The 20,615-nt window shown below is 71.3% G+C and carries 20 protein-coding genes; 9 read left to right on the top strand and 11 right to left on the bottom strand.

Annotated features, from left to right (window positions below):
* The first annotated feature begins 84 nt into the window (after positions 1-84).
* On the top strand, positions 85-1,389 hold the full coding sequence (locus tag ABDZ66_RS14360; protein ID WP_343760228.1) for a DUF4127 family protein: 1,305 nt from the start codon (positions 85-87) through the stop codon (positions 1,387-1,389).
* A 61-nt stretch (positions 1,390-1,450) separates the two neighbouring features.
* On the opposite strand, the gene ABDZ66_RS14355 is transcribed toward ABDZ66_RS14360, so the two are convergent.
* On the bottom strand, positions 1,451-2,671 hold the full coding sequence (locus tag ABDZ66_RS14355) for a cysteine desulfurase-like protein (RefSeq protein WP_343760222.1): 1,221 nt from the start codon (positions 2,669-2,671) through the stop codon (positions 1,451-1,453).
* Between the two features lie 518 nt (positions 2,672-3,189).
* On the opposite strand from ABDZ66_RS14355, the gene ABDZ66_RS14350 reads away from it, so the two are divergent.
* The 4 genes from ABDZ66_RS14350 to ABDZ66_RS14335 all read left to right on the top strand — a co-directional run bounded on the left by ABDZ66_RS14350 (position 3,190) and on the right by ABDZ66_RS14335 (position 7,852).
* Positions 3,190-3,351, top strand: a complete 162-nt coding sequence (locus ABDZ66_RS14350) for a hypothetical protein (protein WP_343760220.1) — start codon at positions 3,190-3,192, stop codon at positions 3,349-3,351.
* A gap of 31 nt (positions 3,352-3,382) precedes the next feature.
* The gene (locus ABDZ66_RS14345) at positions 3,383-5,497 is read left to right on the top strand and encodes a transglycosylase domain-containing protein (protein ID WP_343760218.1); all 2,115 of its coding nucleotides are present in this window, start codon (positions 3,383-3,385) and stop codon (positions 5,495-5,497) included.
* Between the two features lie 76 nt (positions 5,498-5,573).
* On the top strand, positions 5,574-6,284 hold the full coding sequence (locus ABDZ66_RS14340; RefSeq protein ID WP_343760216.1) for a VWA domain-containing protein: 711 nt from the start codon (positions 5,574-5,576) through the stop codon (positions 6,282-6,284).
* Positions 6,281-7,852: a hypothetical protein gene (locus ABDZ66_RS14335; protein WP_343760214.1), complete on the top strand. Its 1,572-nt coding sequence runs from the start codon at positions 6,281-6,283 to the stop codon at positions 7,850-7,852. The genes ABDZ66_RS14340 and ABDZ66_RS14335 overlap by 4 nt, the downstream gene beginning before the upstream one ends.
* A gap of 14 nt (positions 7,853-7,866) precedes the next feature.
* Here the strand turns inward: ABDZ66_RS14335 and ABDZ66_RS14330 are convergent, their stop codons facing one another.
* The 4 genes from ABDZ66_RS14330 to ABDZ66_RS14315 all read right to left on the bottom strand — a co-directional run bounded on the left by ABDZ66_RS14330 (position 7,867) and on the right by ABDZ66_RS14315 (position 10,883).
* Complete coding sequence (locus tag ABDZ66_RS14330; protein ID WP_343760212.1) at positions 7,867-8,388, bottom strand: hypothetical protein; 522 nt, start codon at positions 8,386-8,388, stop codon at positions 7,867-7,869.
* A gap of 91 nt (positions 8,389-8,479) precedes the next feature.
* Positions 8,480-8,845, bottom strand: coding sequence for a hypothetical protein (locus ABDZ66_RS14325; protein ID WP_343760210.1), 366 nt, complete (start codon positions 8,843-8,845; stop codon positions 8,480-8,482).
* Positions 8,846-9,129: 284 nt separating this feature from the next.
* Positions 9,130-10,599, bottom strand: coding sequence for a MocR-like pyridoxine biosynthesis transcription factor PdxR (pdxR, locus tag ABDZ66_RS14320; protein WP_343760208.1), 1,470 nt, complete (start codon positions 10,597-10,599; stop codon positions 9,130-9,132).
* A complete protein-coding gene (locus ABDZ66_RS14315; protein ID WP_343760206.1) occupies positions 10,575-10,883 on the bottom strand; it encodes a hypothetical protein in 309 nt (102 codons plus the stop codon). The genes pdxR and ABDZ66_RS14315 overlap by 25 nt, the downstream gene beginning before the upstream one ends.
* 92 nt (positions 10,884-10,975) lie before the next feature.
* Here ABDZ66_RS14315 and ABDZ66_RS14310 point away from each other — a divergent pair, with 92 nt between their 5' ends.
* Positions 10,976-11,152, top strand: coding sequence for a hypothetical protein (locus ABDZ66_RS14310; RefSeq protein WP_343760204.1), 177 nt, complete (start codon positions 10,976-10,978; stop codon positions 11,150-11,152).
* A gap of 76 nt (positions 11,153-11,228) precedes the next feature.
* On the opposite strand, the gene leuB is transcribed toward ABDZ66_RS14310, so the two are convergent.
* The 5 genes from leuB to ABDZ66_RS14285 all read right to left on the bottom strand — a co-directional run bounded on the left by leuB (position 11,229) and on the right by ABDZ66_RS14285 (position 16,168).
* Positions 11,229-12,287, bottom strand: coding sequence for a 3-isopropylmalate dehydrogenase (leuB, locus tag ABDZ66_RS14305; protein ID WP_343760202.1), 1,059 nt, complete (start codon positions 12,285-12,287; stop codon positions 11,229-11,231).
* The gene (locus tag ABDZ66_RS14300; protein ID WP_343760200.1) at positions 12,280-12,858 is read right to left on the bottom strand and encodes a 3-isopropylmalate dehydratase small subunit; all 579 of its coding nucleotides are present in this window, start codon (positions 12,856-12,858) and stop codon (positions 12,280-12,282) included. The genes leuB and ABDZ66_RS14300 overlap by 8 nt, the downstream gene beginning before the upstream one ends.
* Positions 12,859-12,941: 83 nt before the next feature.
* A complete protein-coding gene (locus tag ABDZ66_RS14295) occupies positions 12,942-14,192 on the bottom strand; it encodes a hypothetical protein (RefSeq protein WP_343760198.1) in 1,251 nt (416 codons plus the stop codon).
* A gap of 30 nt (positions 14,193-14,222) precedes the next feature.
* On the bottom strand, positions 14,223-14,843 hold the full coding sequence (locus tag ABDZ66_RS14290; RefSeq protein ID WP_343760195.1) for a LysE family transporter: 621 nt from the start codon (positions 14,841-14,843) through the stop codon (positions 14,223-14,225).
* Between the two features lie 38 nt (positions 14,844-14,881).
* Positions 14,882-16,168: a homoaconitate hydratase family protein gene (locus tag ABDZ66_RS14285; RefSeq protein WP_343760193.1), complete on the bottom strand. Its 1,287-nt coding sequence runs from the start codon at positions 16,166-16,168 to the stop codon at positions 14,882-14,884.
* 336 nt (positions 16,169-16,504) lie between these two features.
* Between ABDZ66_RS14285 and ABDZ66_RS14280 the strand changes: the two genes are divergently transcribed.
* Positions 16,505-19,048 carry a hypothetical protein gene (locus tag ABDZ66_RS14280; protein ID WP_343760191.1) on the top strand — a complete coding sequence of 848 codons (2,544 nt, stop codon included), beginning with the start codon at positions 16,505-16,507 and terminating at the stop codon, positions 19,046-19,048.
* A 232-nt stretch (positions 19,049-19,280) separates the two neighbouring features.
* Here ABDZ66_RS14280 and ABDZ66_RS14275 read toward each other — a convergent pair whose 3' ends face one another.
* Positions 19,281-19,646: a hypothetical protein gene (locus ABDZ66_RS14275; protein WP_343760189.1), complete on the bottom strand. Its 366-nt coding sequence runs from the start codon at positions 19,644-19,646 to the stop codon at positions 19,281-19,283.
* Between the two features lie 228 nt (positions 19,647-19,874).
* Here ABDZ66_RS14275 and sdhC point away from each other — a divergent pair, with 228 nt between their 5' ends.
* Complete coding sequence (sdhC, locus tag ABDZ66_RS14270; protein WP_343760187.1) at positions 19,875-20,231, top strand: succinate dehydrogenase, cytochrome b556 subunit; 357 nt, start codon at positions 19,875-19,877, stop codon at positions 20,229-20,231.
* Positions 20,231-20,608, top strand: coding sequence for a succinate dehydrogenase hydrophobic membrane anchor subunit (locus tag ABDZ66_RS14265; RefSeq protein WP_343760185.1), 378 nt, complete (start codon positions 20,231-20,233; stop codon positions 20,606-20,608). Before sdhC ends, ABDZ66_RS14265 begins: the two co-directional genes overlap by 1 nt.
* Positions 20,609-20,615: the final 7 nt, after the last annotated feature.

The raw sequence follows: 20,615 nt of genomic DNA, 5'->3' as shown, positions 1-20,615 counted from the left end.
GCGGGGGCGGAACGCGAGAAGTCGCGCCCCCGTCCAGAGCTTTCTCTGCGGGAAGGCTCACGCCGCGCCCGTACGCTCGGGGGTATGAAGTTCTCCCGTCCGGCCCTGCTGAGCACGCTGTCCTCCCTGACCCTCGCCCTGGGTGGGGCGCTGGGGGGCGCGCAGGCGCAGACGCTGCTGCCGCTGGATTCCCGCCCGGCCACGCGGGTCCTGCCGGCCCTGATCGCGGACCTGCGCGGCGGCGCGGCGCACGTCCCGCCGGCCCCGCTGCTGGGCACCGCGCAGGTGGGCGCGGACCCGGCGGCCCTGAGCGCGTGGCTGGAGGCGCAACCCAAGGACGGCCCGCTGATCGCCGCGCTGGACGCCCTGGCGTACGGCGGGCTGGTGCAGTCCCGCACGAGCCCGCTGAGTGCCGCGCAGGCGCTGGCGCGGCTGGAACCCCTGCGCACCTGGACGGCCCGCACCGGGCAGCCCGTGTACGCGTTCGTCACGCTGCCGCGCGAACCGGACGCCACGAACCGCGAACGGAACCTCGCCGTGACCCGCACGCTGATCGACTGGGCACGCGCCGGGAGTTTCGCGCAGTTGCACGTCAGCTGGGACGACGCGCTGCCCGGCAGTCCCGCCCCCGCCGAGGGCGCGGCGCTGGCCAAGGACGCCCCGGCGAACGTGCTGGTGTACCCCGGCGCGGACGAGGTGCTGTCCATGCTGACCGCCCGCGCCCTGGCCCCGCAGCCCGCCAGCGTGACCTTCGAGTACAGCGACCCGGCCGCCGCGCGGGAGGTCATGAAGTACGAGGGCATTCCCCTGACGCAGAGCGCCGTGAACCACGCGCAGGCCAGCGGCTTCACCGTGCAGGAAGCCGGGCAGGGAGGCCGGGCGGACCTGACGGTGTTCGTGTTCAACGGCGGCGATCCCCGCCGCGCCGCCGTGCGCGTCAGCCGGCTGCTGGCCGCCGGGCCGGTCGCGGTGGCCGACGTGGAGAAGGTGAACCTGGGCAACCCGCGCCTGTGGACGGACCTTCAGACGCTGCGCCGCACCGCGAACCTCAAGGCGCTGGCCGCCTGGGGCACGCCCGGCAACAACCTGGGCACGGCCCTGGCGCACGCGAAAGTGGCCCTCGCGCCGGGCACGGACCCCGTCCGGCAGGACGCCCTGCTGGCCCGCGAGTACGCCAACGACGTCATCTACAGCGCCGACCTGCGCGCCGCCCTGAGAAAGGCCATCCCGGAAGCGCAACTGACTGCCCCCGGCACGCAGGACACCCTGCTGAACCTCGCCCGCGACGCCTTCCCGCTGCGCCTGGGCGGCACGTACACCCTCCAGGACGCCACGCTGCCCTGGGGCCGCTCGTTCGAGTGGGACTTCACGCTGACGCCGCAGCCGTAAAGTCGGAAGTGGGCAGTGGGAGGCAGTCGCGCCTCCACCGCCCACCCTCCCCTGCCTGACTTCAGCCCAGTTCGGCCAGAAGGCGGTCGATATCCTCGGTGGTGGTGTAGTGGGCGATGCTGGCACGCACGACGCCCTGCGGGTACAGGCCCAGGTCGCGCAGGGGTTGCGCGGCGTAGAAGTGTCCGGCGGCGACGTCCACCCCGGCGCGGCTGAGGCGGCCGGCGGTCTGTTCCGGGGCCTCGCCGCCCACGCGGAAGGCGACGGTGCCCACGCGGCCCTGCGTGCCCTGCGGGCCGTACACGGTGACGAGGTCGTGGTTCAGCAGGCCGGTCACGAGGCGTTCCATGACCGGCTGTTCCAGATCGTGAATGCGCGCGGAGGCGGCTTCCAGGGCGGCGCGGGTCAGGTCGGCGTGCCCGGCGAGGTCACGCAGGTAGTCCAGGGTGCCGAGCCACCCGGCCAGCAGCTCGAACTGCGGGGTGCCGTGCTCGATGCCCGTGATGTCGCCGGGCGGGATGAATTCCAGGCGGGGCCAGGGGAGCGTGGCGCGCAGGTCCGGGCGGATCCACAGGGCGCCCAGGTGCGGGGCCCAGACCTTGTACGGGCTGAAGGTCAGGAAGTCCGCGCCCCAGGTCTGCACGTCCGGGAAGGTGTGCGGCGCGGCGTGCACGGCGTCCACGATGGTCCACGCTCCGGCGGCGCGGACCTGCGCGGTGATGGCGGGGATGTCCGGCGTGACGCCCAGCGCGTTGCTGGCGGCCGTCACGGCGACCAGCCGCGTGCGGGGCGTGAGCAGCGCGGCGAGGTCGTCCGGGTGCAGGGTCATGTCGGGCTGGCGGGCGTGCCAGACCTTCACGGTGACGCCCACGCGTTCCAGTTCCCGCCAGGGGCTGGCGTTGCTCTCGTGTTCCAGGCCGCTCAGGATGACCTCGTCGCCGGGACCCCACAGCCGCGCGAAGGCCCCGGCCAGCCGGAAGGTCAGGGCGGTGGCGCTCTGCGCGAGGGCCACGTCTTCCGGCGCGGCGTTCAGGAACAGGGCGGTGCCCTCGCGGGCGCGGCCCTTGAGGGCCAGGATCTCGCGGCCCGGCTGGTGGCCCGGCATGGCGTTCGTGGCGCCGTAGGTCATCAGGTGCCCGGTGACGGCCTCGATGGCGCGCAGGGGCAGCAGGCCCCCGGCGGCGTTGTCGAGGTACGCGCGGCCCCGCGCGAGCGGCGGGAACTGGGCGCGCAGGTCGTCGCGGGTGGGCAGCGGGGCGCGGGCCGGTGCGGGTCGGGTCATGCCCCCGAGTGTAGCGGCGGGGGTCTGCGGGGCGTCCCGCCCGTCCGACTGCCTGTCTATCGCCTACCGGGGGGTCAGGCCGAACCCGGCGGGGAACAGCGGGCCGGACGGGCGGGTGTCGGCGTGCAGGGGCAGCTGATGGTCACGGCGCGGCCAGCGGACCGGCCGTGGGAGCGATACGGACTCCGAATTGAATGGCTGACAAAGCCATTCAATCCGAGCGAAGCGAGTGGGAGCAAAACGGATTCCGGTTGAAAGGGGTGCAACCTCTGTCACCCCGGGCGGGGCGCGTTAACGTCCGTTTGATCGTCCTTTGGTGGGATGCGCACCTCATGCCCGCCCCGTATGCTCTGCCCATGAGTTTCGTGCGTAAGCCCCGGCCGTACTCGTCGGGCCTGCCTGGAACGCCCCAGTTACCGTCCGTGCCTGCCGCCCCGGCGCGGCGGGTCCGGCCCGCCCGCCGGCCCCGTCCTGAACGGCCCTCCCCTGACCGGCCCCCCGGGGGTGGGCGGGCGCGTGTGTCGTGGCCCGGTGCGGGCTGGCCGGGCGCGGTGACGGCGCTGGCGGCGCTGGGCGCGGTGCTGGTGCTGCTGGTGGGCCTGTCGGGCCTGTGGAACAGCGCGGCGCGTGACTGGCAGTTCCGGTCGGCGGCGGCCGGCGTGACGGACGTGGTCCGCTGAGCGTGCCCCGCCAGAACGGCAGGAGGCGGGCGTGCTGAGGGTCTGGGAACGCTGGCGCAACCCGTGGCCGCGCTCGCCGTTCCTGCGTCGTCCCGCCCCGTGGACGCTGCGGCGCGCGGTGCGGGCGGCGCTGGCGTGGGTGGGCGCGGCGACCGTGGGCATGATCGCGCTGGGCGTGGCGGGGGCCGTGTGGACCGGGGCGCTGGGGCGGGTGTGGAACCTGCGGGCGGAACTGCGGCCTGTCGAGGTCGTGGACCGGCGCGGCGAGCCGCTGGGCGTGATCGACCACTGCCGCGCCGGGAACGCCGTGAACGCCGTGCCGTGCCGCGAGTCCCTGAGCGTGCCGCTGACCGGCGTCAGCGAGGCGTTCCTGCTGGCGTACGTGGCGAAGGAGGACGTGCGGTTCTTCTCGCACGTGGGCGTGGACCTGGGCCGGTTGCCCCGCGCCCTGCTGAGCGGCGCGGGCGGCAGCACCATCACCATGCAGCTGCTGAAGAACAACGTGCTGGCCGGGCATTTCGATTACGACACGGACCGGCGCGGGCCGCTGCTGACGCTGACCCGCAAGGCCACGGAGTTCGTGCTGGCGCCGGTCGTCACGTGGCGCTACGGGCGGCGCGAGGTGCTGGCCATGAGCGTGAACAGCCTCCCGTGGATCGGGATCGGGCAGCGCAAGGGCGTGTACGACGCGGCCCGCGCGGTGTTCGGCGTGGAGCCGGCGGACCTGACGCTGGCGCAGAGCGCGTTCCTGGTGGGCCTGCTGCCCGCGCCGGGCCGCTACCTGGTGACGGACACCACGCCGCCCGAGACGGCCACCGCCCGCTTCCGCTGGATGCGCACGCAGCAGCTCGTCACGCTGGAGATCCTGCGGTCACACGGGCTGATCGGTCAGGGCGCGTACCTGGAGGCGGTCGGTACGCCGCTGCAACCCCGGCTGTGGCGGGCCGAGTACGCCGGGAGCGGCACGGACCTGCGGGTGGTGCAGGCTGCCCGGAATCCCGCGTACACCAGCGAACCGGAGCCCGTGTGGGCCATGCAGGAACTCGTGCGGCGCGAACTGCGCGCGGCGGGCCTGGACCCCAAGCGGGTGGGGCGGGTCGTGCTGACCGTCGACGCGGCCGCGCAGGCCGCCCTGACGCGCCGCGTGACCGGCGAGGGCGCCACCGGCCCCCGCCCGACCGGCGTGGCCGAGGGCGCCGCCATCGTGGACGTGCGCGGCGGCGGGATCGTGGCGCTCGCCAGCTCCACGGGCGGCAACCAGAGCAGCGACGCGGGGCGGCAGTGGGCGGTCAGTGCGCTGCGCCCGGTGGCGAGTACCGTCAAGCCGCTGCTGTACGCCGCCGCGTTCGGGGACGGCCTGACGCAACTGAGCGCCTTTCCGGATCAGGCGACCCGTTACGGTTCGCAGGCCATCCGGAATAGCAGCGGCACGTTCCTGGGCCGGGCGGTCACGGTGCGCGAGGCGAACACCCGCAGCCTGAACACCGTGGCCGTGCAGGTCGGCACGCCGCGCGAGAAGACGCTGCGGGCCGTGCTGGACGCCGCCGGGTACCAGGAGGACGCCAGCAACCGTTCCAGTCCGTCGCTGGGCACGTACCGGGCCGCGCCGCTGGACGTGGCGGCCGCGTACGCCAGTTTCGCCGGCGGGGGCCTGCTGTGCCGCCCGCACCTGCTGGCCGAGGTCACGGACACTGCCGGGCGGCCGCTGCCTCTGCCCCGCCCGGACTGCCAGCCGCTCTGGGACGAGGTCGTGGCGTTCGAGGCCTTCGACCTGCTGACCGCCGCTGTCAGCACCGCCGCCAGCCACGTTGCCTTCCTGCGGCCCACTCTGTTCCAGCGGCTTCAGGGGCGGGCCACGCCGCTCGGCGCGAAGTCCGGCACGACCGACGACGTGAACGACACCTGGTGCGCGGCCGTCACCCCGCAGTACGCCATGGCGGTGTGGATCGGCGATCCCGAGGGCCGTCAGAGCGTGCCGGTCACGCTGTACCGCGAGCAGACCGCCTGCCGCGAGGTGGCGCTGCTGCGTGAGTTGCCGCACGAGCGCCGCAGTCTGGACGCGCCGCCCGGCGTGACGCGCGTGGCGGGCGCCGCCGTCCCGATTCCCGGCCTGAACCCGCGCAACCCGGCCCCGGTGGCGCCGTGAACGTCCGTTCGCGGCGCCGCGTCTCCCCTGCCCCTGTCTTTCCGGCGGCCCTGCCCGCCTGCCTTCTGGAGTGCCCATGCCTGTGACCCCTGCCCTGCTGTCCGCCCTGTCCCTGTCCGCCCTGTCCCTGCCGGTTCCGGCCATGAGCGCCTCGACGCTGCTGGGCCTGTCCACGCCGCCGCTGCACCTGACGGTCGCGGTGGACATGACCGGCAGCAGCAAGAATCCCGCCTTCCGGTACGCGGATCAGGCGCGGCTGCTCGCGCAGAGCGTGATGCTCAACCAGCTGCGCAGCGGCGACACCCTGACCCTGCTGCGCGTGTGCGACGGCGTGCAGACCGTCGCGGACTTCACGTTCAGCTCGAAGAACGGGGCGCGCATGGCCAGGGCCGACATCCTGCGCTACACCACCGCGCTCACCAGACCCTGCGCGGGGCGCGGGAGTGCCATCACGGCCGGCCTGACCCGGGCCGCCGGGCGCGCCGCGCAGACCGCGAAGGTGAACGACGTGGTCGTGCTGTTCACGGACGGCGCGCTGCTCGACGACCCCGGCCGCGCCGGACTGGGCGGCGTGACCCGCACGCTGCTGGGAGCGAAGACCACCCGGACGCTGTTCGTGGCGGGCCTCAGCCCGGAAGCCGGGGCGGGCGGCGTGTCGGTCCGCGACTCGTTCGTGAAGGCGCTGGGCGCCTCGGCCAGTGACCGGCGCGTGCTGCTGGCGGGCGCATACGACCTGTCGAACGTGTACCCGACCTTCGCGTCGGCCGTGAAGGCGGCCCGCCGGTGACCCGCCCAGGCGACCCCACCAGCCCGGGCGACCCCAGCCCCCCGAGCACCAGCCCCCCGACCACCCGACCCCTGTCACGCGTGACCCTCAGCGGCCCGGACCTGGGCACCGTGGACCTGGAATTCGTGGGGGAGGCCGCCCGGAACGATGCCCCCAACGATGCCACCGGCGCCGGGGCAGCGGGACACGCGCAGACCGACGGGCCGTCCGCTCCCCCCCAGGACGACCTGGCGGACTTCGACCCGCGCCTGTACGAGGCGGCGCTGCCCCGCCCGGAACCGCTGAGCGCCGAGTCGTTCCTGCCGGTCCTGCACCCGCAGCAGTTCGCGGAGCTGCTGGGGGACCTGCGCGGCGAACTGAGCCTGATCCCGGACGAGGCGACCCGCGCGGCCCTGAACAGCCGCGCCCGGCTGCTGCACCTGAACGTCGAGGGATACCGCGTGAACCACGCGCAGGCGCGCGCCGCCCTGACCCGCGTGCTGGCCGAGACGGGCGTGGGCGTGCGAACCAGCTGGGGGCGGCAGCAGGAGCACCTGGCGTTCATGAACGCCGCCAGCAGCAGCGTGGAACGCGACTATGAGGCCGCCACGGCCGCCATCGAGCAGGCCCGCGCCGAGCGGTTCGACGCGCTGATCGCCAGTGGCGCCCGCCCGGACACGACCAGCGCCGAGGACCTGTACACCCAGCAGGCCGTCATGACGCTGGCCCGCGAGGGTCACGCCGTCCGTCCGCCCGAACAGAGGAGCGGCAGCAAACGCGTGTTCAATGCGTTCGCGGTGTTCAGCAAGTTCTTCGTGGGCATCATCAGCGGCGTCAGCATCAACCTGCTGTTCAACCCGGAATCCCGGCTGTACCTGACCCTGATCGCCCTGACGGCCGGGGTGATGTTCAGCGTGCTGCTGCTGTGGCTGGTGGATGAACTCGCGTACCGCGCCAAGCTCGCGCCCGGCACGCCCGGCATGGCCCACCCGCGTGCGTACACCGGGGGCATCCTGGCCGTCACGGCGCTGTACCTGGGCGTGGAGGGGTTCCTGAACTGGGACGGCATCCTGCGCGTCACGGCCGAGATCGCCGCGAACGCCGCGCAGCAGGGTCAACTGACCGACCTGAGCGCCGCGCCCGAGCAGAGCGGCGCCCCGCAGCACTGGTCGCTGCTGACCTTCACGCTCGCGCTGGTGGGCATGGCCGCCGGGGCCGCGCTGATGCAGGGCCGCGAACGTGCCCGCGCCGTGCTGGAACGTGAACGCCTCGCGGCGCGCGTGGCGCAGCTCAAGGCGCAGGGCGCCCTGGGTGCCGCCGCCCGCGCGACCGACCACGTGGCGTACCTGGAACTCGCCCGCGACCGCCTCGCCCCGCCGCGCGACGTGACCAGCCCCGACCACGCCCGCCTGAACGAACGGGTCCTGCACCACTGGGAGCAGGAACGCGACGCGCAGGTGCAGGCCATCAGCGCCCGCCTGCGCGGCGAGGCGCAGGAGCTGCAGGCCATCCTGGAGGACTTCGCCGCGCAGGTGCAGGCCGCCCGCTTTCCCCGGCCGCGCCGGGGCCTGCGCGCCCTGCTGGGCTGAGCCCGGGTCCCGGTTCAGCCGAGGCGGCTGAGCAGGACGTCGACCGGGCTGAGCGGGGCGCGGGGAGCGCCCTCCAGCTCTGCGAGGGTGCGCATGCGGGCCATCATGGCGCCCTCGTCCAGGCGGATGCCGTCCAGGTGCCGGCGGGTCACGGCGTACAGGTGAACGCTGAGGCGCATCTGGTCGCGCGGCTGCGGCGCGACCTGTCCGTGCGGGTCGATCAGCACGTCCCCGGTGGGGTAGAAGGTCGCCCAGCGGCGGGCGCGTGCCAGGACCTCCGGGCGGATGGAGTGTCCGCCGGTCTCTCGGTCCCTCCCGGACTGCACCGGGGGGTCCGCGCCCAGCCCGGAGCCCGGTTCTCGCCCTCCCGGCGTCGTCACTTCCCCCGGACGGACAGGCCCGGTCAGGCTGTCCGTCCGGGTCGGGAGACAGGGGAGCGGCGGGTCCCCGGGAAGCGGACGGGGAGCCGGTTCGCCGATCAGCAGGTCGTCCCGTTCGGGAGCGTCCAGCAGGTCGGCGGGGAAGGCGGCATTCATGAGGACCCTGACCCTAGCGGGCCGCGGCGGTCAGCGGCTATGAGAAATTCGTGGGTATTCCCTGAACGCCCTGCCGGCGGCGGGGTGTTCCCTACTCGCGCGCCTCTTTCAGATCGATCGTTCCGGTGAATTTAGAGAATTCCACGATCAGCTGGTATTTCCCCTCCGGGCCAGTCGTCATGACGTTCAGGCCCCACGTGCCCTTCGGGCAGACCTGACCGGCCACCTGAATACCCCTGGGGTCCAGCAGGCGCACGGTGGCCGTGCCGGAACGCACGTCGCAGGAGCCGCGCACGCCGATCATCTTGCGGTCCTCGAAGATGTTCAGGCCGTAGCGGTTCTCGCCGCTGGCGTTCAGCATGTACGTGGGCGTCAGGGTGACATACCCGAAGCGTAGACCGAACGTGAAATACATCAACGTCAGGACCAGGGCCAGGGCGGCGAGCAGCAGGCGCATTGCGCGCAGTCTACCGCGCGGCCCACCGCGTGTGTGCCGGAAGGCCGCCCCCGCCCCCACTCCCGCCCCCGCCTGGGGGCAGTCCCCAGGCCGCGCGGAAGCCCATACGGCCTCCGGGCGTGGGACTGGAGGCCGCAACGCAGTCCGTATCAGCCGGATTCCGTTTGTTTCGTTCCCAGATCGGAACACCACCGATCTGTCAACTCCACGTCCGGAACCCGCCCAGTTCCTACTCGCTTCGCTCGGATTGAACGGCTTTGTAAGCCATTCAATCGCAGTCCGTATCAGCCGGCCTGCAGGGCCGCGCCCAGCCGCCGCGCACCGTCCCGCAGCAGGTCCAGGGGCAGGCCCGCGAACCCCAGCAGCACCGCCGGAACGTGCCCGCCCGCGGCGAGCGGCGAGACGGGACTCAGGGCCACGCCCTGCGCGGCGGCGCTCGTCAGGACGGCCTCCTCGGTCCAGGGGGCCGGCAGCGGCAGGTACAGGTGCAGGCCCGAGGCGACCGGCGTGACCGTCCAGTCAGGCAGGGCGGCGCGCAGTTCGGCCACCAGCGTCTCCTGCCGGTGCGCGACGACACCCCGGGCGCGGCGCAGGTGCCGGGCGTACGCGCCGGAACCCAGCACGTCCGCCAGGGCCAGGGCGTCCAGGCGGCCGGGCAGCCGGTCGGTCAGGGGGCGGGTGCCGGTCAGGACGCGCAGCACGTCCGGCGGGGCCACCAGGAACCCGCTGCGGGTCACGGGCGCCAGACTCTTGCTGAACGACCCGAGCAGGATCACGCGGTCCGGCGCGAGCCCCTGCAGGACCGGGGGCGGGCGGGAGGTCAGGTGCAGGTCGGCGGCGTAGTCGTCTTCCAGGATGAAGGCGTTGACGCCGGTCGCCCAGGCGATCAGCGCCTGCCGGCGCGCGGCACTCAGGCTGACGGCCGTGGGGTACTGGCAGCCGGGCGTGACGTACACCAGGGTCGCCCGGGCCGGCAGGTCATCGGTCCGCAGGCCCTCGGCGTCCACCGGGACGCCCGTCACCTCCGCGCCGGTGGCGGCCAGCGCGGCGCGCGCCCCGGCATACGTGGGGTTCTCGGCGGCGACCAGCCGGCCGGGTTCCAGGAACACGCGGGCCAGGGCGTCCAGCGCGGACTGGGTGCCGCCGGTCAGCATCACCATGTCCGGCGTGACGCGCGCGCCCCGTTCGGCACTCAGGTAGGCGGCCAGGGCGCGGCGCGTCTCGACCGGCCCGAGGGGATCGTGGGCGTGGGCGTGCGTGACCTGCGCGGCCCGGCGGGCCAGCGCCTGCGTCCAGGCGGCCTCCGGGTACAGGTCCGGGACGGGCTGCCCCACCCGGAAATCCACGGCGAAGGTGTCACCGCCGGCCTCCTGCACCTGTCCCTGGAGGGCGCGGACCGCCCAGGCGCTCAGCGGCAGCGGCGGGGCGTCCACCCGGGCGGGGCCGCGCAGCGCCGGGACGCTGATCACGGTGCCGCTGCGGCCGCGCGGGCGCACGTACCCCTCGGCGTGCAGCTGCGTCAGGGCGTCCACCAGGGTGTTGCGGGACACGCCGAGCCGCTGGGCGAGCCGGCGGTGCCCGGGCAGGCGGGTGCCCTCGGGCAGGCGGCCGGCGGTCACGGCGTCGCGCAGGGTGCGGGCCACGAGTGCGTGGCGCGTCTCACCGGGGTGGGCGGCCGCGAGGCTCAGGTCATCCGGCCAGCCGTCCAGTTCGCCCGGTGCGTCCCGCGTCAGCGGAATTCGCGTTCCAGCCACGCGCGCTGTCCACCCTCGGCACTCAGGGCCTGCCCGGCCAGGTCCAGGAAGCGGTCGCGGGCCGCCTCGGCGTCGGCGCGGCTCAGGCCGTGCGCGGCCGGGTCGGCCAGCAGGGCGCGCAGCAGCGGGTACACCGGCGTGTCCGGGTGGTGGGTGCCGGCCACGGTCACGTCGGCCCGCCATTTCAGCAGGTAGTCCAGTGCGTACGGGCCGGGTTCCAGCACGCAGCCGCCGGGGTACGGAATGCGGGCCGGGGCGGGGAAGGTCACGGCGGGGTCACTCATGCCCACAGGATGCGCCGCGTGAAGTGTTCCTGAACAGGGTCCCTGTGGCAATTGCGGCAACGCCTGGCGCGCGCCGCCCCTAAGCTGCGGGCATGCCAACCCCGGGCCTGCCTAACCTGCTGCTGCTGCTGACCGTCCTGAGTGTCGTCGTGGGGCTGATCGCGCTGGTCCTGTTCCTGGCGCGGCAGTTCGGGGACGACAGCGAGCGGGGCCGCACGCAGGAACTCGAGCGGCGCATCCAGCAGCTGGAACGCGAGCGCCTGCGCTGAGCGGGGCAGCGGGGAGGGAGCGGGGGGATTCGCGTCTCCCCTGCCCCCTCCCCGCTGCCCTGGGCGGTGCTCCCGCTTACCCGACGGCGGGCGAGCTTTCCAGGGCGCTCATGACGGCGCGCGTGAAGGTCTGCGTGTCGGCCGCGCCGCCCAGGTCGCGGGTGGGCTGGGCGCGCAGCGCGAGGGCCACGGCCCGGTCGATCTGGTTGGCGGCGTCCGGGCGTTTCAGGCCGTGCCGCAGGAGCATCCCGGCGCTCATGATCGCGGCGGCGGGGTTCGCGATCCCCTTCCCGGCAATGTCGGGGGCGCTGCCGTGGATGGGTTCGAACAGGCCGGCGCCGTCGCCCAGACTGGCGCTGGGCATCAGGCCGAGGCTGCCGGGAATGACGGCCGCGAGGTCGCTGAGGATGTCCCCGAACAGGTTCTCGGTGACGATCACGTCGTAGCGGCTGGGGTCCGAGACGATCAGCATGGCCACCGAGTCCACGTACTCGTGGTTCAGGTGAATGCCGCGGTACTCGCGGTCACGCAGGGCAGTCACGTCCCGGCGCCACAGTTCGCTGACCTCCAGCACGTTGGCCTTGTCGACGCTGGTCACGCGGCCCCGGCGCTGCTCGGCGGCCCAGAAGGCGACCCGCGCGACCCGCTCGACCTCGGGGGTGGTGTAGCGCATGGTGTTGTAGGCGGTGTCGCCGTCGATCTTGCGGTCGCCGTCGAAGTACACGCCGCCCAGCAGTTCACGCACGATCAGGATGTCCACGCCGCGCGCCAGTTCCGGCTTCAGCGGGGACAGGTGTTCCAGGCCGGGCTGCACGCGCACCGGGCGCAGGTTGGCGTAGCAGCCGAGCGCCTTGCGCAGCGCCAGCAGGCCGCTTTCCGGGCGCAGGTGGCGGGGCAGCAGGTTCCAGGCGCTGTCCTGCGCGCCGCCGACCGTGCCCAGCAGGACCGCGTCGGCGTCCTTCAGGGCGTCGCGGGTGGGCTGCGGGAAGGGATCGCCGTGCGTGTCGTACGCCACGCCGCCGATCAGGTGCTCCTCGATGGTCACGTCCGGCGCGACCTCGCGCAGCACCTGCACGGCGGCCGCCGTGACTTCCGGGCCGATGCCGTCGCCGGGCAGGGTGATGATCTTAGGCATGCTGTTCCTCCTGGGGGGTGTCCTGGCCGGGGTGACCGTGACCGGCCTGGGTGCTGTGGGCGGCCAGGGTCTGGGCTTCCAGCGCCGCCTGGTCGTGTTCTTTCATGTACTCCAGCCAGCCGCCGGCCTTCTGCACGTCCAGCGCGAACTGCGGGACCGGCACGAAGGTCAGGCTCTGCCCGGTGCGGGTGTTCGTGATGGTGCCCGCCGTGAGGTTCAGGTCGGCCGGGTCACCATCCTCGAAGGCCTGCACGATCCCGTCGCATTCCAGCGCCAGGAAGCCGTTGTTGATGGAGTTGCGGTAGTAGATCCGCGCGAAGTTCGGGGCGATCACGGCGGCCACGCCGGCGCCGCGCAGCGCCCACACGGCGTGCTCGCGGCTGGAGCCGCAGCCGAAGTCCGCGCCGGCCACGATGATGTCGCCCGGCTGGACCCGCTTCACGAAGTCCCGGTCGTAGTCCTCCATGGCGAACCTGGCGAGTTCGCTTTCCACGTCGGTGGTCAGGTGCCGGGCGGGGATGATCTCGTCGGTGTTGATGTGGTCACGGGCAAATACGTGCACGGTGGGCATGGGGGCTCCTTGCGGTCGGGACTCGGCGGGCGGTCCCGACCCGGTTCGAATTCAGTTCTCGGTGCCGTGCGTTCCCGGCACCGTCAGTCTCTGGCCAGGTAGGCGCGGAGTTCTTCCGGCACTTCCTCGTCGTACAGGTCGCGCCAGTTGGTGCCGTCGAAGGTGATGGCCGACTCGATGAACGACTGCGCCAGCGGGTCCGGGTCGTCCAGGGCGTCCAGGGGAACGTCCAGCAGCACCGCGACGGGCACGGGCAGTTCGGCGCCTTCCGGGACGACCAGTTCGCTCTCGAAGGTCTGGACCATCAGTTCACGGGTCCACTGCGCCCACTCGGCGGGGTTCCCGGCGCCGGTCTCCAGCAGCAGGTCGGCGCGCAGGCGTTCGCCGTGCTCGGCGGGCACGTCCTCGTCCACCCATTCCACGCGGCCGTCGGCGAACACCTGGACGGGCACGGTCTCCACGTCCAGGAAGTCCGGGAGGTTCAGGGCGTCCTCGCGGGCCTCGCCGTCCGGGTCGGCGTACGAGATCCACGTCTCCCCGTCGAGGCTGTAGCTGCTGTTCTCGCGGTTCACGGTGACTTCCACGTTGCCCAGCGTGGCGAACGCCAGGTTCAGTGGCGTCTGCAGCGGCGCGGGCTGGCGCAGCTCGAAGGCCACGCGCCGCGCGACCGGCACGGGGTCCGTGTCGTCGCCGTCGGTGGCGTCCAGGTGGGTTTCCTGCCAGCCCTGCTCGGTGTCGCCGTGCCACTCGCGGGCCAGCGATTCGAGCATGTCCAGCAGTTCGGCCGGGGGTTCCGGGTCGATGTCCAGGCGACCCTCGCGCCACTGCTCGGCCACGTAGGTCGCGACGACCTCGCCGCCCAGCGTGGCGGCCGGGTGTTGCAGCAGGAACTCCATGGCGCGGCGGGGGTCCATGTTCACGGGGAACGCCTCCCACTTCGTGCCGTCCGCGGAGTGCTGCACTTCACGCAGGCGCACCGCGCCGCCCTTGACCGGCAGGAACCGCCCGGTCGTCTCGCTGCCCTCGCCCACGCGGCCCAGCGCCAGTTCGCCGCTCAGGCGGCGCAGCGCCGGCACGGGAATGGACTGCACGTCCTCGGCGGTTTCCAGGAAGCGGTCCACGCGGCCATGCATGACGTGCAGCGTGCGGTACTGGCTGTCCCACGCGGCCCCGTACGGCTGCGAGCGCTGCAGCGCGCCCGCGATCAGTTCGCGGTGCGCGGCGTCCTCGGGGGCGCGCGTGAAGGTCAGTGTGCCGTCCGCGTCCATGATCGCGTCGAAGGGATGCACGGTGGGCATCAGGCCCAGTTGTTTACGTCGTTTCGCTTCACCCATAAGTTCACCCAGCTTACTCGCGTGGACGGTCTACTCGCGGGACGCGAGCAGCAGTGCGCCGAACCCCAGCATCAGCGTGCCCGCCACGCGGTCCACGGCCCGGCGGGCACGCAGGTACGCGCGCTGCATGGGCGCGGTCGACATGCCGGCCGCGACGAGCGCGAACCAGCCGAGGCTGAGGCCCACGATCACGGCGAACGCCGCGAGTTTCAGGCCGCTGCCCGCGTGCGTGCCGAGCAGGCCGCTGAACACGCTGCCGAAGAACACGGCGGCCTTGGGGTTGCTGATGTTCGTCAGGAAACCCGCCCGCAACGCCGCGAGGTCACTCAGGGGCGCCTGGATGGGCGCGGCCTGCGAGTCGGGCCGGGCGCTGCTGCGCCAGAGGGTCACGCCCATCCACAGCAGGTACGCGCCGCCCGCGACCCTCACCGCGCCGTGAATCCACGGGAACGCCTGGAACAGCAGTCCGATGCCCAGCAGTGCCAGCGCCGCCCAGCACGCGATGCCCAGCACCACGCCCAGCCCGGCCAGCAGTGCGGCGCGCCGCGTGCGGGCCAGCGCCGTCTGGCTGACCAGCAGCACGTCCGGTCCCGGAATGACCAGCACGACCGCGTGAATGGCCGCCACGGCCAGCAGAATGTTCAGGTCCACGTTCTCCCCTCCCCCTCACGGCCCGCTGCGACTGGCGTTCAGTCGGCGGCGTTGATGCTGTCGTTGTAAGTGCGCGGGTCGCTGATGAAGCCCGCCACGGCGCTCGCCGCGACGGTGGCCGGGCTGGCGAGGTAGATCTGCGCCGTCGGGTCACCCATGCGGCCCACGAAGTTCCGGTTGCTGGAGCTGATGCACACGTCGTCCGGCCCCAGCACGCCCGAGTGCATGCCCAGGCACGCGCCGCAGCTGGGGTAACTGACGCTCGCCCCGGCGTCCACGAAGATCTCCAGCAGGCCCTCCTGCGCCGCCTGTTTCCAGATGGCCTGCGTGGCGGGCACGACGATCATCTGCACGCCGTCCGCGACCCGGCGTCCCTTCAGGATGCGGGCCACGTCCCGCAGGTCCGTGATGCGGCCGTTCGTGCAGCTGCCCACGTAGGCGTGCGTCACGGCGATCCGGTCACTGCCCGCCACGCGCCCGTTGCTGGGAATGTGCGGGTACGCCACGGTCGGCTCGACCGCCGAGGCGTCCACCTCGACGACCACCTTGAAGGTGGCGTCCGGGTCGGACTGGTACTCGGTGTACTGCTCGGGTGTCACGCCACGGGCGCTCATGTACGCCCGCGTGGTGTCGTCCACGGCGACGATGCCGGTCTTGCCGCCCGCCTCGATCGCCATGTTCGTCAGCGTGAAACGGCCCTCCATGTCCAGATTGTCGATGTAGTCCCCGACCCACTCCATGACCATGTAGTTCGCGCCGTCCGCGCCGATGCGCTTGATGACCTCCAGCACGATGTCCTTGGGCGTCACGCCCGGCTGCGTCTGGCCCGTCACGCGGATCAGCATGGTCTCGGGCACCTTGAACCACACCTTCCCGGCGTAGATGGCGCCCGCGAGGTCCGTGCTGCCCACCCCGGTCGCGAAGGCGCCCAGCGCACCCGCGTTGCAGGTGTGGCTGTCGCCGCTGACCAGCGTCTGCCCCGGCTTCATCAGGCCCGTGTTCTCCAGCACCACGTGCGCGATCCCGCCCCGGCCCACGTCGTAGAAGTGCTTGATGCCCTTCTCCTGCACCCAGCTCTTGAGCTTCTGGTACATCTTCGCGGCCTTGATGTTCATGGCCGGCACGCTGTGATCCGGCACCGCCACGATCTGGTCCGGGTTGAACACCCGGTCCATGCCGCGCTCCTCCAGCATCCGCAGGGCCGCCGGGGTGGTGATCTCATGGCACAGCACCCAGTCGGTCGCGCACTCGATCAGCTGCCCCGGCACCACCGCGTCATGCCCGCTGTGCGCCGCCAGAATCTTCTCCGCAATCGTCATTCCCATACAGTCCCTCCCCAAGAAACGCGCCCCCGGCCGCTCCAAGAGCCTGCCGGGGGCGAACACTGAACGCTGGGCCGCGCTCAACGCCCCCAACGAAGAAGAAGCCCCACCAGGGACGCCCCAACCCGCCAAGAACCGCTGAACATGCCCCGAGCATACGCCACCCCCCACACGCGGCGGACAGGTGGTGTAGATAGGCGCCGCGCCGCCCCTCCCGACCAGCCAGGCATTCCAGGCCCTCGCCGAACCTGATGAGGTCTTCATGCTGTGGGGGGCGGCAGCCCGGACGCTCAAACCTTCAGCAGGCCCGGCGGAGGCCCATTAGAATCCTGAACGTTCATGAAGACCCTTAAACTCCCGGCCGCCATGATCGGCCTGACCGCCCTGCTGACCGCCTGCCCTTCCACGACAAACACCGGCGGCGTGACTCCGCCCTCGCCCGGAAATACCGTGCAGGCCGAGCGCGTGGCCGGGACCGTCACCGGCGCCCCTGCGGCGGCAACCCGCGCCGTTCTGATCGGCGGGAACGATTACGACTTCACCAACACCGGCACCGTCAAGGGTGGGGTGCTGGACCTGCCGCTGGCGAAGGCTCCAGACAGCAAGCGCATGTTCAACCTCACCACGGGCAGCGGCTGCACCTTCACGGGTTCGCAGACCAGTAATCCGTCCGTGGCCCTGTTCACGGACGTGGAACTGTTCAGTGAGAAGATCGATTCTCTGGCGTCCGCCACCGAGCAGATCGTGTCGGGCGGCACCGTGCCCGGCAGTCAGGTGGCCCGCCTGTACAGCGCCGTGGCCGCCACCGTGAAGGGCACCGTCCTGTGCGCTTACCCGGACGGCACTAAATTCACCGCTGCACTCAATGTGGCCCTGAATACCGGCTGGAACGCCATCGAGTACGCCGGGACCAGCTCCACGCTCACCCTGCGCAGTCTCGGCAGCAGCGTGCGCTCCGAACTCAAGGCCACGGCCTACACGCCGTCCGTGCTCGTCAGCCTGGGCAGCGGCGTGACGATCACGTCGAACGCCGGGGTGTCGGTGCCCGCACGCCTGTACCAGGAAGGTGGGTACACCGGGCAGGTCAGCCTCAGCACCGACGTGCCCGGCCTGACCATCGAGCCGTCCACCGTCAACCTGACCGCCACGACGCTTCAGAACGTGCAGGCCCAGGCCACCGCCGCCTACCTGAAGAACCTGGGCGTCAATCCGCAGCGCCTGGACACGAACCTGACCTTCAAGTACAGCGGCAACGACAACTACTCGGGCCCATTCAGCGTGATCGTCAAGGACACCACCGGCAAGCAGGTGGGCGGCGGCAACGGCAGCCTGGAAGTCCGCAAGCCCGGCCTGACGATCGGCACCTGCGGAAGCAGCTACCTGGAGCTGTACCCCAGCAAGACTGCCTCCCTGAACGTGTGCGGTTACAGCGTCGGGAACTTCAGCGGGCCGGTCACGTACTCCGCCACGGGCCTGCCGGCCGGCGTGACCGTCACGCCCGTCACGCAGACCCTGAACGGCTCCTCGTACCTCAGCCTGACCTTCCAGAGTGACGCGACCCTGAAGCCCGGCACGTACCCGATCACCCTGACCGCCGACGGGGGCACCGTGAAAGCGTCCGCTTCCACGGAACTGAGGGTGCCTGCACCGACCGTGAACATCGCCATCTCCTCCACGTCTTACTACGGCCAGCAGATCTACCAGGGCGGCACCACGCAGCTGAACGTGGACGTGAGCACCCAGAACGGCTTCAACGGCCAGACGACCCTGACCGTCACGGGCCTCCCGACTGGTGTGACGGCCTCCCCGAAAACCGTGACGGTCACGCCGGGCAGCACCACGACGGCCGCCATCACCCTGACGGCCACGGCCGACGCCGCACTGGGAAGCAGCACCCTCAAGGTCACCAGTCCAGACCAGAGTGCCGGCGCCTACGGCGCGGAGACGCAACTCTCGGTGCGTCCGGCACGCGCCGCGCTGGGATCGACCGCCGGCGAAGCGGTGGGCGCCACCAGCGGCCTCTGGGCTGTGACGGCAATGGCCTACGACTCCAGCAGCAATGCGTACAGCAACACTGTTACCCGCTTCACGACCACGGGTCAGTCTGCCGCCAGCGCCGCGGTGGCGTCGCAGAACAGCCTTCAGTTGATCAGAACGACGGGAGGAGTGATTGCACTCGACAAAGGGTCCGTCAAAGCGCCCGTGCTGATCGCAGATGACGGTACGGTGACCCAGCTGCCCGCCGTGAACCTCGGCAACCTGACGGCCTTCACCAGAAGGACCGACGGGCAGGGCCGCGTGTGGTTCGTGAACACCGTCTACACCGGGGTAGGCGGCACCGCCACGTCCCTGAAGACGTGGGTCCCGGCGACCGGCGTGATCAGCACGGTGGACAGTACCGCCAATTACGGGTCCAGCTCCTACGACGCGCAACTGACCCTCGCTGCGGACGGGAAGACCCTGGTCTACCTGGGCGGGTACGCGGGTGACGCCCTGAAGATCGATACGGCCACCGGCACCGTCACCAGGCTGGACCTGCTCAAGAGCAGCGGCGCGACCTCGGCGGCCGTCGCCGCCGACGGCACCATCTGGTTCAGCGCGTACGGGCAGCTTGCCCGCCTGAACGCGGATAACACCGTCAACAAGTTCACTGCCGTGCAGACCGGCACGCTGACCGGGTTCGACCAGAGCAACCCGGCCGTGCTGTGGGGCAGCGACACCAGCAACGTGTACAGGATCGATACGGCGGCCACCCCCACTGCGACCACCGTCAATCTGGGGAGTGTCAGCAAGGCCATCCTGAACGCGCAGGGAGGCGTGCAGGTCATCACCAACGAGTACAACGGCAACACCACGACCTACTACCTGTCGCAGCTGAAGTAATACGGACTCCGATTGAATGGGCTGCAAAGCCCGCTGGGTCCGAGCGGATGCGACTCGTAGAGCTGCTCCGTAGAGAAGGAGAGAAGCGGGTTCCGGACGTGGAGCTGGCAATCCGGTGAAGTTCCGGATTGTCGGCGAAACAAACGGAATCCGTATAACCACTGTTCAGTAAAGGCCGCACCCCAGCTTCCGGGTGCGGCCTTCCTGTCTGGTTGCGGGGCGAGATCGCCGGTTACTGCAGGTCGAAGTCGATGACGGGCGGCGCTTTGGGGGTTTCCTCGGCCGGTTTGTCTTTCGGCTGGTCTCTGGGCGGGGCGGCGCGCTGGACGTTGGGGATGGCGACGGGAGTGGTGCGGTCCATGGGCTGGTGGGGCTGGCCGGGTTTGACCCACTGCGTGCCGGGCGCGGCGGGGCCGGGGGTGCGGCGGGGGGGGGTGGGGTAGGCGGCGTGACGGGCGGCGCGGATGATGCCGTCGACTTCGGCTTTGCTGAGCAGGCCCTTGTGTTCGAGGGTGCTGAGGATACCGAGGATCATCTTGCGGGTGAATTCCGCTTCGGCCTGCGGGTCTCTGGGTGGGGTGGGGGTGGGGCCGGTCATGGTGTCCAGGGTAGCGCGGGGGGGGCGGGCTTGCACCTCACGCGGTGACATCGGGCGTTCCGTTTCTCTGGCCGTGGAGTGGGTGCGGCTTGGCGGGGGGTGTTAAACTGGGCTTTGTCTGAAAGAGTGGTGTGAATGGTCACCCACACGGCATATCGTTCGCCCTAGTGTGTGGTGGCGTGTCGGGGCCAACGCAAGAAGGTTTAGACGTCGAGGAGGACTGGGAGAATGTACCGAGGAAGAGAGGGGCAGTGGGCGTTCCTGCTTCACCGCCTGTCCGGGCTGGCGATTCTGGCTTACTTGATGCTGCACGTGTTCAGCATCGGGTCGTTCATTTTTGGTGAGCGGTTTTACATGGCGATTCACGAGACGTATGACCTGTGGCCGTTCCGGGTGGGACTGCTGTTCGTGACGGCGGGCGTGGTGTACCACGCGTTCAACGGGCTGCGGATCATCGTGATGGACTTCACGGGCTTCGGCGTGGCGTACCAGCGGCAGATGTGGTACGGGGTGCTGCTGATCAGCGTCCTGGCCTTCATCGGTGCGGCCGCGACGCTGTACCCGCGTCTGGTGGGGGGGTACTGATGATTCGTGCTCGGACGTTCACGGACGCGCGGCAGCAGTCGCACAGCAACGCGGAGCTGAACTGGTGGATCTTCATGCGGATCAGCGGGCTGATCCTGGTGTTCCTGATTCTGGGGCACATCTACATGACGTTCATTCAGGTGAGCGAGTCGGACGCGACCTTCGACGCGGTGGTGGGGAAACTCGCGAATCCGGCGTGGAAGTTCTACGACTGGTTGATTCTGGCACTCTCGTTGATGCACGGCGCGAACGGCGCGCGGTATTCCATCGAGGATTACGTGCGCTCCCGCCCGAACCGGGCGTGGGTGAAGGGTGTGTTCTATACCGTGGTGGCGCTGCTGTTCGCGTTCGGCACGGTGGGTCTGTTCTCGATCTGACCCTGGC

It is taken from the genome of Deinococcus depolymerans, assembly GCF_039522025.1.
GTDB classification, from domain to species: Bacteria; Deinococcota; Deinococci; order Deinococcales; family Deinococcaceae; genus Deinococcus; species Deinococcus depolymerans.
The sequence above is the reverse complement of the archived record's forward strand: the minus strand, read 5'-3'. Positions and strand labels throughout refer to the sequence as shown.